The sequence below is a fragment of the Enterobacter cloacae complex sp. 677-3DZ2D5B genome (assembly GCF_004136695.1).
Lineage (GTDB): Bacteria > Pseudomonadota > Gammaproteobacteria > Enterobacterales > Enterobacteriaceae > Enterobacter > Enterobacter hormaechei_C.
Genome location: NZ_QFLS01000008.1, coordinates 13,712 through 28,310 on the forward strand (window position 1 = coordinate 13,712; position 14,599 = coordinate 28,310).

The window sequence follows — 14,599 nt, forward strand, 5'->3', positions numbered from 1 at the left end:
TTTCGTACAAAGGTTACGGGTAATGGATTCCTGGTCACTTATCGATTTTGTCGATGAAAACGCACGCTGTCTATTTATGGTACTACAGGAAGAAGTAGTATGACTGGAAACCAAAAATATTCACTAGTGCCACAGTTGAGATTTCCTGAATTTCGGAATGCGGGGGAATGGTTCACAATCGAACTAGGTGAAATATCTCAATTTGTAACTGAAAGGGCTGGTACTACTATCTGCACGCCTTATACAATTACATCTGGGGTTGGCCTTATTAGCCAAGAAGAAAAACTTGGTCGCACCATTGCAGGTAATTCTCTGAAAAACTATATAGTCCTGCAGAAGAATGACTTCGCATACAATAAAAGTGCTACAAAAGCATATCCGCAAGGTTTTATTGCCTGCTATCTCGGCGATGATCGGGCTGCTGTTCCGAACAGCATATTTACGTGTTTTCGCGTAAATAAAAAGCTAGTTATTCCTGCTTTTTTGGATGCGCTTTTTTTTAATAATCTGCATGGAAATTGGCTGAGAAATCGTATCGCAATCGGTGCTCGCGCTCATGGCTCACTACAAGTTAACGATGATGATATAAGGGCGATACCAGTACCGTTACCTAGTGGTTCTCTATCCCTTGCAGAGCAACAAAAGATCGCTGACTGCTTGTCTTCCCTTGATGAACTTATTACAGAAGAATCCCTCAAACTGGATAGACTCAACACTCACAAAAATGGCTTGATGCAGCAGCTTTTTCCTCGCAAAGGCGAATCCATAGCACGGTTGCGGTTTCCTAAGTTTCAGAAAGATCCTGAGTGGCGACAAGTATTGCTTGGCGACCTTTGCCATATGCAAGCCGGGAAATTCATCGCTGCAGCCGATCTTTCAGAAGAATTTTCAGATGGTCTTTACCCTTGCTATGGTGGTAACGGTCTACGCGGTTATGCCAAGAAGTTTAATCGGTCAGGAAGATTTTCACTTATTGGCCGCCAGGGTGCCTTATGTGGGAACGTCAATCTTGTTGATGGCAATTTTTATGCAACCGAGCATGCAGTCGTAACGATGCCTAAACCTGGAGTAAGTACAGATTGGCTTTATTATTGCCTAAAATTCCTAAATTTGAATACTTATGCCACTGGACAAGCCCAACCAGGACTTTCTATAGAGAGTCTTGAGAAGGTTCCATGTGTCATTCCCCAAGACAAAGATCAAGAAGAACAACAGAAAATCGCCGATTGTTTATCTTCCGTTGATGACCTGATCGCGGCTCAAAGCCACAAAGTTTATCTTCTAAAGACATGGAAGAAAGGCTTGATGCAAAAACTCTTCCCTAAGTTCGCTGAGGTGTGTATATGAGTGGCATTCGAACCTACAAAAGCCTTCGTAATGTAGTGACCCGGTTACGTGATGATCTGAATCAAAAGGAAACCGTTTCTCAGAAAAATATAATCAAGAACCCGGCTTCCATAATTCTCATATATGCTTATAACCGGACCGGAAAAACTCGGCTCTCTATGGAATTCAAGAATGCCGGAAAACGGAAATCCAAGAAAAATCCTGAGAGAAAAGCAGATACTCTATATTTTAATGCGTTTACTGAAGATCTATTTACGTGGGAAAACGATTTGGATGGCGATAGTGTACGCTATCTGCAGCTTAACAATAAATCCAAGTTCTTCAAAGCAATGGATGAGCTTGCTTTAGATGAAGCAATAGCTGGTTTTGTCAGCCATTACGCCGACTTTGATTTTGATATTGATTATGGAAATTGGCAGGTAGCTTTTCGAAAAGGTGACGAAGAAAACATCAAGATATCTAGGGGTGAACAAAATATTTTTGTCTGGTGTCTTTTCATGGCTATTTGTGAACGTATGCTTGATGGGCATGAATCCTACCAATGGGTGAAATACCTTTATATAGATGATCCTATTTCTTCTCTTGACGACAATAACGCAGTAGCGATTGCCTGCGATCTTGCCAAGCTTCTCCGCCGCGCTGCCAATAGGAAAAACAGCAATGGTGAGTCTGTCCCAATTAAGATTATCTTTTCTTCTCATCACGCTCTTTTCTTCAACGTGATGTGCAATGAGATTGGCAGATCAAAGGAGGGAGAGCCTAAAGTGACCCACAAACGTTATTTCCTTCACCGTCCCAATGGCGGCGAAGTATATACATTGCGTGCGACAGAAGATACGCCTTTTTTTCATCATGTTGCGTCTCTTGCTGAACTACAGCGTGCAGCTTTCCACACTTCAGGTACTCTCTACACTTTTCACTTCAATGCGATGCGTAGTATTATGGAGAAAACAGCATCTTTTTTCGGCCACTCTAATATCTCCTTTTGTCTTAAGACACTTAATAATGAGGATGACAGAATACTCTATAATAGAGCACTCAATCTCCTTAGCCATGGTAAATACGCCATACATGAACCAACCCAAATGGGTGAGGATACAAAAGAATTGTTTCGCCGAATTCTTAGAGACTTTGTAGCCGAATTTCAATTCGCTCTCCCGGAGATTTTAGGCGCATCAGTTGATGGAAATCTGCAAATCTCTTCACAAAAAGTCGCTCTAGAAAAGAAAGAGCAGGAAATAACATGACAGATCTTGAAAAGCAAAAACTTGGTAAAACCCTTTGGGCTATTGCGAATAAACTACGTGGTGCAATGAATGCGGACGACTTTCGCGACTATATGCTGGCTTTCTTGTTCCTGCGTTATTTGTCGGACAACTACGAGGCTGCCGCACAAAAAGAGCTAGGGTCAGACTACCCACAGCAAAATGAGGATTCAACTTTCACACCATTGCAACGTTGGTACGAAAGTAACCTAGAAGATGTCTCCGAGTTTGAGCAACAGATGCGCCGTAAAGTGCATTATGTGATCAAACCTGATTACTTGTGGGGTAATATTGCTGAGATGGCACGAATACAAGATGCCACATTACTCAGCACATTACAGGAAGGATTTAAGTATATTGAGGAAGAGTCTTTCGCAAGTACATTCCGAGGATTATTTTCTGAAATTAACCTAGCCTCAGAAAAACTTGGCAAAACCTACATCGAGCGTAATACTCTGTTGTGCAAAGTTATTGCCGAAATTGCTAAAGAACTGCGCGAATTTTCCACCGACAGCGATACCCTAGGTGATGCCTATGAATATCTAATTGGCCAATTTGCAGCCGATTCAGGCAAGAAGGCTGGTGAATTCTACACGCCTCAGCAAATTTCCAGCATTTTGTCGGCAATCGTCACGTTAGATGGGCAGGAACCCGCCACAGGCAAGCGCCCACATCTTGATAGTGTATTTGATTTTGCCTGCGGCTCTGGCTCTTTGTTGCTAAATGTACGCCATCGAATGGGTCAGCATGGGATCAATAAAATTTTCGGTCAGGAAAAAAACATCACCACCTACAACCTTGCGCGCATGAACATGCTACTACACGGTGTGAAGGATTCGGAGTTTGAGATTTTCCACGGCGATACTTTGCTTAACGACTGGGACATTCTGCGTGAGACCAATCCGGGCAAAATGCCGAAGTTTGATGCAGTGGTGGCAAACCCACCATTTAGCTACCGATGGGATCCGAGTGAAGCGCTGGGCGAGGACACACGATTCAAAAACCACGGCCTTTCACCCAAGTCGGCGGCAGATTTCGCTTTTCTGCTGCACGGATTCCACTTCCTGAAACAAGACGGCGTGATGGCGATTATCCTACCTCACGGCGTATTGTTCCGTGGCGGTGCCGAGGCGCGAATCCGCACTAAGCTACTTAAGGATGGTCATATCGACACAGTCATCGGATTACCAGCTAATCTGTTCTTCTCTACCGGTATTCCAGTGTGCATCCTGGTGTTAAAGAAGTGTAAGAAACCTGACGATGTATTATTTATCAATGCAGCTGAGCACTTCTCTCCAGGGAAGCGTCAGAACCAGCTATTAGATGAGCATATCGACAAGATCATCGCCACTTATCAATTCCGTAAGGAAGAGCCACGTTACTCGCGGCGTGTAGATATGGAAGAGATCGAGAAGCATGAGTTCAACTTGAACGTATCACGTTATATTAGTACTGCTGAGGATGAGAAGGAAATAGATCTTACCGCTTCACATGCAGACCTGTTAGCCGTCGAAGGTAAGATCATTTCAATTAAGGAGACGCATAACCAGTACCTGGCAGAACTGGGTCTGCCCTTATTGCCGTAATCACAGTCGGGTATAGTGTAATATCTATGGCGCTACATAGCCGGAACGTCCTAAAATCGGTTTTTTAGTCACATACTACCTATACTTTCGGATAAGCGGAGCCTGGTAGCAGGCTCCGCTCAAATCTCTCAAGAGCAATTTATGTCACCAAGTGGTGCTTCTCACAATGCAATTTCCTACGAGATGTTCCTGCTTGCTCGGTTTTTATTTTTATAGCCCTTACGAGACAGTTAGTAGTTGGCAAATGTTAGCTCATAAGATGTTATCTCAGTGTATGACTTTTTGTTGCCGTTTCGAGGTATGGCGAATTCGACAGCCATGCTCAGGCACACATCTGCGTTGATTTAGGGTACTAAAGATATCAGGGACAACGATTAATATTGAATCAAATACGTTTGTAATCTAGAGAACAATCGGGCAAAAATGCATACCAAATGTCCCCTAACAATATGAAAGCCAATCTCAATTCAATTTAGCAAAATCAAACGGACTAACTCCCTTCTCCCGATTGGCATCCAGATAATCAGCCCACCACTGCAGCATCAACCTACGCTCCCCCATATGCTCCGCCTTATGGATATAAGCCGCACGCACAGTGTTACGCTCCTGGTGACTCATCTGCCTCTCCACAGCATCTCTCGACCACAAACCTGATTCAATCAGGGAGCTACAAGCCATCGTCCTGAAACCATGCCCACACACTTCCGTTTTAGTGTCATAGCCCATCACTCGTAAAGCCTTGTTCACCGTGTTCTCACTCATGGGTTTACGCGGATCGTGATCGCCAACGAAGATCAGCTCTCGATTCCCATTCATGCTTTTGATCTTTCCCAAAATAGCCAGAGCCTGCCGCGACAAAGGAACAAGATGGGGAGTCCGCATCTTTGAACCACGCTGCGAATGTTTAACGCCTTCCAGCGGTTCACGCTCACCTGGAATCGTCCACATGGCAGTATCAAAATCAACTTCTGACCAGCGAGCAAAACGCAGCTCGCTTGAACGGATGAAAACCAACAATGTGAGTTCAACCGCCAGTCGAGTTAAGGGCCTGCCAGAATAGTGATCAATGCGATGAAGTAATTCAGGTATGCGATTCAGTTCAAGAGCTGCACGGTGTTGTCTTTTAGCCGTAGCAACCGCACCTGCAATCTCTTGCGCGGGATTGTAGTCGATTAAGCCACTCTGAACGGCAAAGCGCATAATCGAGGTAGTACGCTGCTGTAAACGGGCGGCAACTTCGAGTCGTCCGGATGATTCCACAGCCTTAATGGGTACAAGCAAATCTCGTGTCTTCAGTTCAGAAATGTTTCGCTTACCTAGGGTAGCGAAGAGATTATCTTCGAGGCTTTTCAACACACGAGCGCTATGCGATGCCGACCATTTCTGATTGCTGGCATGCCAGTCTCTTGCGACCACTTCAAACGTTATCGCCTCTTCTTCCTGCTCTACTTTAACGGCTTTCTTGTTCTCACTTGGATCGACACCATTAGCTAACAGCTTACGGGCTTCATCTCGACGAGCCCTGGCATACGCCAGCGAAACCTCAGGGTATTTCCCTAGCGCCAGCATCTTCTCTTTACCACCGAAGCGATAACGTAGCCGCCAGTATTTGGAGCCGTTAGGGTGAACCAGCAAAACCATACCGTCGCCGTCAGTCAGTTTATAGGCTTTTGCTTCAGGCTTAGCCGAACGAACCTTCACATCACTTAGAGCCATAATGAATATCCTTTCAAGGGTTCTGTGTGGGTACAAACATTATCGAACCGGGATATACCCACAGTTGTACCCTCATCAGTAAGTTGATGTAGATTGAATCAGGTTGACTTAGATTGAGTGAAAAAGCGAGGAAACCCTTGCGGATACTGGATTTCAGGCACAAAAAAAGACGTCTGTTGACGTCTATTGATGTTCCGATGGTGCCGAAGGCCGGACTCGAACCGGCACGTATTTCTACGGTTGATTTTGAATCAACTGCGTCTACCGATTTCGCCACTTCGGCACTGAAGGGGATGCGGAAACGTTGTGGATTATACCTGTCGCGCGCCGCCATGCAAGCGACGACGCGCTAAACCCGCGCTAAGTGCCCAAAAAACCAGCGCCCTTCGTCAGTCCAGCTCAGACACCGCCAGCCGAATCACCCTCGCCGCCTTCTGCTCCGGCAGCACCAGCACCTTCGCCCACATCTCCTGCACCATATCGCAAGAGAGCTTCTCTTTGCCCGCCGCCTTCTCCGGCATCTGCAGCAGCTGGATGTCCTCGCCGTACTTATCGGCAAGTTGCTTCATAATCGGTCGCACATCTTCGACAGCCGCCTCGCGTTCGGCGGGGGTCACGGTGTGGCGGTTTTTGCCATAGGCCGCGCGCATCATGTCGGCGTCGGCCTGCATGCGCCGCGCCATCAGGTCTTTATCCAGCATGCGCATCGGGTTGATGCCGCCCTTCACCATCGGGTAGAGGAAGCGGAAACAGGCGTCGTCGCTCACCTTCTGGATGGCGGCGGTCTGCTCCATGTTGATGGTCATGTAGTTCACCACGTTGGCGTCCGGGGCGTTTTGCAGGCGCGTCATCTGCAGATGCAGGATCTGCGGCTGGATGGTGTCGATAATCTGCTGCTCCGGCTCGCCCGCGTTTTGCAGGGCGGCCATCTGGTCGAGGATGCGCTGATGCAGCGCGGGCTCCTGCTCCTTAATCACCTGCCAGGCGGGCATCGCGTTGAGTGCGGAATCCATCTGCCGTTCAGGGGCGCGCTGCCTGTCGAAAAACACCCAGAACGCCACGGCGGCAGCCGCAATGACGACAATCACAATACGGGTCCACGTTTTATTCATCTCGCATCCTTATCCTTGAGTTATGCCGGTTTACACCGGCACGCCGCTGTGGAAGCGAAACTCGTTGTCCGGTGTCGAGATAAGTGTGGCTTCAATTTCGCCAAAATGCTGTATGCGCGGTGAGATATCGTCGTCGCTTACCTGCTGGGCCAGCGTCAGGTAGTCCTGATAGTGGCGCGCTTCCGAGCGCAGCAGCGAGAGATAGAACTTCTGTAGGTCGTCGTCGAGGAACGGGGCCAGCGCGGCGAAGCGTTCGCAGGAGCGGGCTTCGATGTAGGCGCCGCAGATGAGCTTGTCGATCAGCGTCAGCGGTTCGTGGGTGCGCACGTCCTTCAGCATCCCTTTGGCGTAGCGGCTGGCGGTGATTTTGACGTACGGAATGTCGCGCGCCAGCATCGCCTCGCGCACCTGCCAGAAGTGGTGCAGCTCCTCTTTAATCAGCAGCACCATGCTGTCGATGAGCGCCTGGCCCCACGGGTCGTCGGTTTTGGGCATCACGCTTTTGCCAATCTGCCTGTGCAGGGCGATGAAGTCCGGCTCCGGGCCGTCGCGGAAGGTGAACTGTTCGTAGGGTTTGAGCCACTCGAGCAGCGCGTCGGCACCGCTTTCGTCGGCGACGTATTTACGTACCAGCAGCAGCGCGGTCTGGGCGGCCTTGAGCTCGCACACCATGTGGTCGGTGAGCAGCAGCGGCAGGTTCGCCGGGTCGCGGGCTTTATCAATCCATGCTTGCGGGGTCGGGCACTGGAGGAAGTTGAGTACGGGGGCGAGTATCTGCGGGTAATCCATGGTTCTGCCTTGAAAAAGCGGTGGCGCGCGCCACCGCCTGAAACGCTTAGTGACGCACGCCGTCGTCGTCTTCGTCGACGTAATCTTCGTCGTCGCCTTCTTCGCCGTCTTCACCGTTCGGATCTTCGAAGTAGGTTCCCCAGCCGTCGTACTCCACCTCAAACTTCTCGGCCAGGTTCATCAGCTGTTCTACCTGCGCGTCGATCAGTTCCGCCTTCAGCGCGCCTTCGCTCAGGATGTCGCAGCAGATGACGGTGTCGCCCTCTTCCACTTCCAGCTCTTCCGGCTCGGTCACTTCGTAACCCAGCTTAAAGGCTTCCACGGCCATTTTTTCCAGCGCGTCGAAATCATCCGCAGAGAAATGGTGCTCGATGGTGTACAGCGCGTCCGGATCGCTACCGTCTTCCAGCAGCTCTTCAATAATCAGACGCGTCTCTTCGCGTTGCTCTTCCAGTAATTCCGGGTTTGCCATGGCTCAATCCTCTTTAAAGTGCGGCAGATACTTCTATTTTCACACACGGACGGGTTTGCCTCCACCTTTGTTGGAAAGATTTGTGAAACGGGGTTGCAAATGAATAATTACACATATAAAGTGAATTTTAATTCAATAAGTGGCGTTCGCCATGTGAGGATAAAATGTCTGTTCTGTACAAGAAACACTTTCTGAAATTGCTCGACTTTACCCCTGCACAGTTCACTTCTCTGCTGACCCTTGCCGCACAGCTCAAAGCCGATAAGAAAAATGGAAAGGAAGTACAGAAACTTACCGGTAAAAACATCGCGCTCATCTTCGAAAAAGACTCGACCCGTACCCGTTGCTCTTTCGAAGTTGCCGCATTTGACCAGGGTGCGCGCGTTACCTATTTAGGGCCGAGCGGCAGCCAGATTGGGCATAAAGAGTCAATTAAGGACACCGCGCGCGTGCTCGGGCGGATGTACGACGGCATTCAGTATCGCGGCCACGGCCAGGAAGTGGTCGAAACGCTGGCGCAGTATGCGGGCGTGCCGGTGTGGAACGGGCTGACCAACGAGTTCCACCCGACGCAGCTGCTGGCGGACCTGCTGACCATGCAGGAGCACCTTCCGGGCAAGGCGTTTAACGAGATGACGCTGGTCTATGCGGGCGACGCGCGCAACAACATGGGTAACTCGATGCTGGAAGCGGCGGCGCTGACCGGGCTGGATCTGCGCCTGGTGGCCCCGAAAGCCTGCTGGCCGGAAGAGAGCCTGGTGGCAGAGTGCAGCGCGCTGGCGGAAAAGCACGGCGGGAAAATCACCCTGACGGAAGACGTGGCGGCGGGCGTGAAGGGCGCAGACTTTATCTATACCGACGTCTGGGTGTCGATGGGCGAAGCCAAAGAGAAGTGGGCGGAGCGGATTGCGCTGCTGCGGGGGTATCAGGTGAACGCGCAGATGATGGCGCTCACCGGCAACCCGAACGTGAAGTTCCTGCACTGTCTGCCGGCGTTCCATGACGACCAGACCACGCTCGGCAAGCAGATGGCGAAGGAGTTCGACCTGCACGGCGGGATGGAGGTGACGGACGAGGTGTTTGAGTCGGCGGCGAGCATTGTGTTCGACCAGGCGGAAAACCGAATGCATACGATTAAGGCGGTGATGGTGGCGACGCTTGGGGAGTGATTGACTCCTCTGCGGTCTGGTGCCCTCACCCCGGCCCTCTCCCACGGGGAGAGGGAGAAAACACTAAAAACGACAACAGCGTTATCGTCGGGCAGAAAAATTCATTTTACTGACGCTTTCTCAGATAGGCATGAACCATAATAGATATTTATTTTTTTATTGACCATTATTTACTGAGTAGATAATGGTTAATATCAGGTCATTATCAATTACAAAAGACCGTATATTATCGGCGTAATATTTCCTTATTGCTGCATTTCGTTAATAAGGATTATTTATGTCATGGAATAAGCATGAAGCTGTGTCATACGCCCGTAGCCACGCGCACCATTACAGCACGGGTTACTGCGCTCGCGCCGTAGCCGCGGCTATCCGCGCCGGAGGATTAGAAATTAATGGCGCTGATGCAAAAAACTTCTGGCGCTCTCTTGAGAAAGCAGGATTCAGCAAGGTGTACGGCACCCTCATTGAGGGTGATGTTGCAGTCATTGACGCATTGCCTGGTGCGCATCAGAACGGGCATGCATGCATCTATGACGGTTCAGGTACCTGGTATTCAGATTTTAAACAGAATAGTCTTTATCCCGGCCAGAGATATCGGAAGATACAGCCAAAAATCACCTTTTACAGGCACTACTGATATGAAAAGCACCTTACTTCTTTGCTGCCTGTTTTCTTTCTCTGCTATGGCCGGCCATTCTGACCCGATTGAGCGTGCTGTAAAATTTAACAGCTGGTACGTAAATCAAATCAACAAAGACGTATTTCCCATTACTGATGGAAACGAAATAGATAAATATGTCACAGCATCAACAATGAAAAAACTCCGTCACGCGCAGGATCCTCGCTATGCAGACGAAGAGTTTTACGAGGCCGATATATTTTTAAAAGCGCAATACATCGGCGATGACTGGCCGCAGAATGTAACAGCCATAGCCGGGGATACCGATCCAGTCTGTGTCAACGTATACATTGCATTCGGTAAAAAGAAGGACCACATAGTCATAGACTGCATGGTTAAAGAAGACAACTTATGGAAGGTACAGTCAGTTTCTGCTGTTGAATTTTCAAGAAACCTGACTATACCGAACTGAGCCAAACGACGTACCGGCAAAAATATTGATACTGCGCGCTCTTTTTGCCGGGTGGCGCTGCGCTTACCCGGCCTACACAACCCGTAGGCCCGTGCAAGCGAAGCGCCGCCGGGCGAATCAGGCCAGCTCCATTTCATTGATTTTTCACCCCGAAAAAGGTACGTTTTCGCCTTAATTCCAGCGTGGACATACCAGCATTATGCCGATTATTCAGTCTGTTGAACGTGCGTTGCAGATCCTCGACCTGTTCAACGAGCAGGCCACCGAGCTTAAGATCACCGACATCAGCAAACTGATGGGGCTGAGCAAGAGTACCCTCCACTCGCTGCTGAAAACTCTGCAGCTTCACGGCTATATCGATCAGAACCCGGAGAACGGCAAATATCGCCTCGGCATGAAGCTGGTCGAGCGCGGCCATTTTGTCGTGGGCTCCATCGATATTCGCCAGAAGGCGAAGGGCTGGCTGACGGAGCTGTCTCAGCGGACCGGGCAGACCACCCATCTGGGGATCCTGGACGGGAGTGAAGGGGTCTATATCGAGAAGATTGAAGGCAAGCTGGCCGCCATCGCCTATTCGCGCATCGGCCGCCGCCTGCCGGTTCACGCCACCGCCATCGGCAAGGTGTTGATTGCCTGGCTGGGCGAGGCCGAGCTGAACGCCCTGCTGGAGGGCTATCACTACACCACCTACACCCCTTCCACCCTCGCCTCTCGCGAAGCATTAATGGCCGCCCTGACGCAGACCCGCGAGCAGGGCTATGCCCTGGATAGCGAAGAGAACGAGCAGGGCGTGCGCTGCGTGGCGGTGCCGGTGTGGAACCATGAATCCCGCGTGATTGCCGCCCTGAGCCTGTCGACGCTGACCTCGCGCGTGGACGATGCAGAGCTGGCTAATTTCCGCGAGCAGCTTCAGCAGGCCGGGCTCGCGCTGTCACGCGCGCTGGGCTACCCGGCCTGAGCCGTTAAACCGGCTCGTAGGTGAAGTAGTCGAAGTCCGCGTGACAGCCGTCACCGCTGATGTCCTCGCAGTGCAGCCCCACAAACGCACCGGTAAAGAAGCCGCGCCCGCCGATATAGTCATCCGACAGCTTCCACGCCTCATACGTCACCGGCACGGTGTGCCACGTCTCGCCGTCGAACGAGTAGCTGTAGCGGTAGACCAGCCTATCCACATCCACCCGGAGCCATACGCTCTCCGCACTCTCCGGCACGGGAATCGGCTGCTCGTGCAGCGGCCATGACGGCACGTTGTGGTCAAGCCGGATCACCTTAATCGTTCTGCCCTGCCCCTCCTCGTAATCCACAAAGCAGTAGCTCCAGTTTTTGCTGTTGTAGTAGCAGGTCAGCCCCGCGCTCTGCTGGAAGTGAACCGGCGAGAACTGCATCCGCGTCTCCGCCCGGAAGGTGAAGTGCTGCCAGCGGCGCGCCACGGTCGACTGTGTAAAGGTCGAGTTGAGCGAGTCGTTGCCGTACAACCGTAAATAGCCGGGGCGCGCGGTGAGCGAGCCGAGGGTGTCGTCGAACGGAATGCGCAGAGTCTGCAATTCAGGGTCAAGCGTGCTGCCGTCAAAGTCCTCCCGCCAGTTGCCTTGAATGGATACAGGCTGTTCCGCCATCTGCGGGCCTTTCACGGTCAGCTGCGCGTGCTTGCCGCCTTCCACGTACGGCCAGCCGTCGCGCCATTCAATGCGGGCGATGCCGGTCTCGCGGCCCAGCGGGCAGTAGCCGCGTCCGCCGGAGGCCAGCAGCGGCACGCCGGGCAGGCGCAGCGGGCGGCTGGTGAGGTAGGCCATGTACCACTCCCCGGTGTGGGTCTGCAGCAGCGAGCCGTGGCCGCTCTTCTGTAGCGGGTTCTCCGGCAGGTGCCAGCTGGTCATCATCGTCACGTCCGGGTGCAGCTCGTACGGCCCGTCGATGTTTTTGGAACGCAGTACCACGACCGCGTGCTCGTAGCTGGTGCCGCCCTCGGCAACCATCAGGTAGTAACAGCCCGCGTGGCGATAAAGATGCGCCCCCTCGGTGTAGCAGAGCGGCGTGCCGGTAAACAGGGTTTTACGCTCGGGCGAGAGCGTGCCGGTCTGCGGGTCAAACGCCTGCATCACGATCGTGTTGTGCGGGTTGCTGTGGTGGCGCGGCCCCCACGGGCGATACAGGTAATATTTGCGGCCATCGTCGTCGTGGAACAGGGACGGATCAAACCCGCCGTTGCCCATCGGGATCCGTTCGCTCCATGGCCCTTCGATGGAGGGCGCGGTAACCAGGAAGTTGCGGCCATTTTTCCACGGCGAGTCGACAATCTTCACGTCGGTGTAGAGCAGCCAGAATGTGCCGTCGGCGTAGCTGAGGCACGGCGCCCAGATGCCGCCGGAGTCTGGGTTGCCCTTCATGTCCAGCATCGACACGCGGTCCAGCGGCGTGCTGACCAGCGACCAGTTTTTCAGGTCACGGGAGTGGTAGATGCGCACGCCCGGGAACCACTCGAAGGTCGAAGTGGCGATGTAGTAGTCCTCGCCCTGGCGGCAGAGGGACGGGTCCGGGTTGAAGCCGGTCAGAATGGGGTTAGTGATTTGCATAGTGCCTCCGGTTAATGGGATGCGGCTGTCGCGGCGTCGGGAACGGCCTCGCCCTGCGCCGCGCGGTGCTTGATCAGCTGCTGGCTGATGGCCTCCACGCGGGCGTCGGTGAGCTTGTAGAACGACAGCATGATGAACATGCCCGCGTAGAGCACCACCGGCACCACGCAGAACAGAATTTTGATGGTGGTCAGCACCTCTACCGGCTGCACGCTGCTGCTGGCGGAGTAGTTCACATACGCGAGGATCCAGCCCACCACCGCCCCGCCAATCGCCAGGCCAATCTTCAGGCTGAACAGGTAGGTGGAGAACACCAGCCCGTCGAGGCGGCGCCCGCTGCGGCTCTCCTCGTAGTCCACCACGTCAGAGGCCATAAGCCACTGCAGCGGCGTGGTGGTGTTAAAGACGAACAGGAACAGGATGTTAAGGGCGAAAATCAGCGCGATGTGCTCCGCCGGGGTGACGAAAATCAGCAGGCTGATCAGCGAGTAGGCGACGATGATCCACTTGAAGGCGGTGACGCGATCGAAGCGGCCCAGCAGTCGGGAGGAGCAGAGCGAGCCAAACATGGTGGCGAGGCTGCCGTAGAGTAAGAACTGGGTCGCCATCTCCGGGTGATCCATCACGTATTTCACGAAGTAGAGCGTCGCCCCGCCGCGCACCACGTTGGAGCAGGTCGCCATCATCTTGAACGCGCACATGATCCGCCACTGGCCGTTGCCCAGCAGCAGCTTGAGGTCTTTCGCCACCGACGAGCCCGGCTGCACTTCAAAGGTGTAGCGCTCTTTGGTGGTGAAGAAGCAGACGTAGAGCAGCACCACGCCGGTCAGGCCCAGCACGCACATGGCACCGAAATAGCCCACCTGCTCGTTCCCCTTGCCGATGATGCTCACCAGCGGCAGCGCGATGCCGCTGATGGCGAGCGATCCCGCCGCCGCCAGGAAGAAACGCCACGACTGCAGGGCGTGACGCTCTTTCGGGTCGGCGGTAATGACGCCCGGCATGGCACAGTACGGCACGTTAACGAAGGTGTAGACCAGGGTCAGGAGAATGTAGGTCACGCAGGCGTAGATGATTTTGCCCTGCGCGGAGAAGTCCGGCGTGTAGAAGGTCAGCACGCAGACGATGCCAAACGGGATGGCGCCCCACAGCAGGAACGGGCGGAACTGGCCGTGACGCGTGCGGGTGCGGTCCACCAGCAGCCCCATCAGCGGGTCGGTCACGGCATCGAGCACGCGGGAGATTAAAAACAGCGTCCCCATAATGCCCGCCGACAGGCCGAAGACGTCGGTGTAGAAGTAGGCCAGCAGGAACATCGTGGCCTGCCAGACGAAGCCGCAGGCGGTGTCACCTAACCCGTAGCCAATTTTGTCTTTCATGGTTAATTGCGTCATCAGAATTACACCCTTATGTAGTGTGCTGAATTACAACATCGTGTTAATGGAGTGTAATGAGCTGTTCAATTAACCAGCAATG

General features: G+C 52.6%; 13 protein-coding genes and 1 tRNA gene. 7 read left to right on the forward strand and 7 right to left on the reverse strand.

The features are described 5' to 3' along the window. Positions 1-99 precede the first annotated feature (99 nt). The 3 genes from DD597_RS12645 to DD597_RS12655 are packed head-to-tail and all read left to right on the forward strand — an operon-like array spanning position 100 to position 4,198. Complete coding sequence (locus DD597_RS12645) at positions 100-1,347, forward strand: restriction endonuclease subunit S (protein ID WP_129256256.1); 1,248 nt, start codon at positions 100-102, stop codon at positions 1,345-1,347. After that, the gene (locus tag DD597_RS12650; RefSeq protein WP_129256257.1) at positions 1,344-2,594 is read left to right on the forward strand and encodes an AAA family ATPase; all 1,251 of its coding nucleotides are present in this window, start codon (positions 1,344-1,346) and stop codon (positions 2,592-2,594) included. The genes DD597_RS12645 and DD597_RS12650 overlap by 4 nt, the downstream gene beginning before the upstream one ends. After that, complete coding sequence (locus DD597_RS12655; RefSeq protein ID WP_129256258.1) at positions 2,591-4,198, forward strand: type I restriction-modification system subunit M; 1,608 nt, start codon at positions 2,591-2,593, stop codon at positions 4,196-4,198. The genes DD597_RS12650 and DD597_RS12655 overlap by 4 nt, the downstream gene beginning before the upstream one ends. 462 nt (positions 4,199-4,660) lie before the next feature. On the opposite strand, the gene DD597_RS12660 is transcribed toward DD597_RS12655, so the two are convergent. From DD597_RS12660 to rraB, 5 genes are all read right to left on the reverse strand, one after another. Further along, positions 4,661-5,914: an integrase arm-type DNA-binding domain-containing protein gene (locus DD597_RS12660; RefSeq protein ID WP_129256259.1), complete on the reverse strand. Its 1,254-nt coding sequence runs from the start codon at positions 5,912-5,914 to the stop codon at positions 4,661-4,663. 198 nt (positions 5,915-6,112) lie between these two features. After that, positions 6,113-6,197, reverse strand: a tRNA-Leu gene (locus DD597_RS12665). Positions 6,198-6,303: 106 nt separating this feature from the next. Further along, a complete protein-coding gene (locus DD597_RS12670) occupies positions 6,304-7,026 on the reverse strand; it encodes a topoisomerase II (RefSeq protein WP_129256260.1) in 723 nt (240 codons plus the stop codon). A gap of 30 nt (positions 7,027-7,056) precedes the next feature. Beyond that, positions 7,057-7,815 (reverse strand): tRNA isopentenyl-2-thiomethyl-A-37 hydroxylase MiaE, encoded by a 759-nt coding sequence (gene miaE / locus DD597_RS12675; RefSeq protein ID WP_112017669.1) that lies wholly within the window; start codon positions 7,813-7,815, stop codon positions 7,057-7,059. A gap of 46 nt (positions 7,816-7,861) precedes the next feature. Beyond that, the gene (rraB, locus tag DD597_RS12680) at positions 7,862-8,287 is read right to left on the reverse strand and encodes a ribonuclease E inhibitor RraB (RefSeq protein ID WP_003862940.1); all 426 of its coding nucleotides are present in this window, start codon (positions 8,285-8,287) and stop codon (positions 7,862-7,864) included. Between the two features lie 99 nt (positions 8,288-8,386). Between rraB and DD597_RS25030 the strand changes: the two genes are divergently transcribed. From DD597_RS25030 to xynR, 4 genes are all read left to right on the forward strand, one after another. Continuing rightward, the gene (locus DD597_RS25030) at positions 8,387-8,482 is read left to right on the forward strand and encodes a hypothetical protein (RefSeq protein ID WP_214599523.1); all 96 of its coding nucleotides are present in this window, start codon (positions 8,387-8,389) and stop codon (positions 8,480-8,482) included. Continuing rightward, entirely contained in the window at positions 8,452-9,456 is a 1,005-nt protein-coding gene (argF, locus tag DD597_RS12685) for an ornithine carbamoyltransferase (protein WP_063868775.1), read from the forward strand. Before DD597_RS25030 ends, argF begins: the two co-directional genes overlap by 31 nt. 395 nt (positions 9,457-9,851) lie before the next feature. Beyond that, a complete protein-coding gene (locus tag DD597_RS25330) occupies positions 9,852-10,550 on the forward strand; it encodes a DUF3828 domain-containing protein (RefSeq protein WP_306768271.1) in 699 nt (232 codons plus the stop codon). Between the two features lie 199 nt (positions 10,551-10,749). Further along, positions 10,750-11,508: a DNA-binding transcriptional repressor XynR gene (xynR, locus tag DD597_RS12700; protein WP_129256262.1), complete on the forward strand. Its 759-nt coding sequence runs from the start codon at positions 10,750-10,752 to the stop codon at positions 11,506-11,508. Between the two features lie 4 nt (positions 11,509-11,512). Here the strand turns inward: xynR and DD597_RS12705 are convergent, their stop codons facing one another. After that, a complete protein-coding gene (locus DD597_RS12705) occupies positions 11,513-13,123 on the reverse strand; it encodes a glycoside hydrolase family 43 protein (protein WP_129256263.1) in 1,611 nt (536 codons plus the stop codon). Positions 13,124-13,134: 11 nt separating this feature from the next. Further along, positions 13,135-14,517 (reverse strand): MFS transporter, encoded by a 1,383-nt coding sequence (locus tag DD597_RS12710; protein WP_047054596.1) that lies wholly within the window; start codon positions 14,515-14,517, stop codon positions 13,135-13,137. Positions 14,518-14,599: the final 82 nt, after the last annotated feature.

Bases quoted from the DNA above. Each gene is read 5' to 3' on its own strand.
- DD597_RS12645 (WP_129256256.1), top strand. From the start codon at position 100: ATGACTGGAAACCAAAAATATTCACTAGTGCCACAGTTGAGATTTCCT.
- DD597_RS12650 (WP_129256257.1), top strand. From the start codon at position 1,344: ATGAGTGGCATTCGAACCTACAAAAGCCTTCGTAATGTAGTGACCCGG.
- DD597_RS12655 (WP_129256258.1), top strand. From the start codon at position 2,591: ATGACAGATCTTGAAAAGCAAAAACTTGGTAAAACCCTTTGGGCTATT.
- DD597_RS12660 (WP_129256259.1), bottom strand. From the start codon at position 5,914: ATGGCTCTAAGTGATGTGAAGGTTCGTTCGGCTAAGCCTGAAGCAAAA.
- DD597_RS12670 (WP_129256260.1), bottom strand. From the start codon at position 7,026: ATGAATAAAACGTGGACCCGTATTGTGATTGTCGTCATTGCGGCTGCC.
- miaE (WP_112017669.1), bottom strand. From the start codon at position 7,815: ATGGATTACCCGCAGATACTCGCCCCCGTACTCAACTTCCTCCAGTGC.
- rraB (WP_003862940.1), bottom strand. From the start codon at position 8,287: ATGGCAAACCCGGAATTACTGGAAGAGCAACGCGAAGAGACGCGTCTG.
- DD597_RS25030 (WP_214599523.1), top strand. From the start codon at position 8,387: ATGAATAATTACACATATAAAGTGAATTTTAATTCAATAAGTGGCGTT.
- argF (WP_063868775.1), top strand. From the start codon at position 8,452: ATGTCTGTTCTGTACAAGAAACACTTTCTGAAATTGCTCGACTTTACC.
- DD597_RS25330 (WP_306768271.1), top strand. From the start codon at position 9,852: ATGGCGCTGATGCAAAAAACTTCTGGCGCTCTCTTGAGAAAGCAGGAT.
- xynR (WP_129256262.1), top strand. From the start codon at position 10,750: ATGCCGATTATTCAGTCTGTTGAACGTGCGTTGCAGATCCTCGACCTG.
- DD597_RS12705 (WP_129256263.1), bottom strand. From the start codon at position 13,123: ATGCAAATCACTAACCCCATTCTGACCGGCTTCAACCCGGACCCGTCC.
- DD597_RS12710 (WP_047054596.1), bottom strand. From the start codon at position 14,517: ATGACGCAATTAACCATGAAAGACAAAATTGGCTACGGGTTAGGTGAC.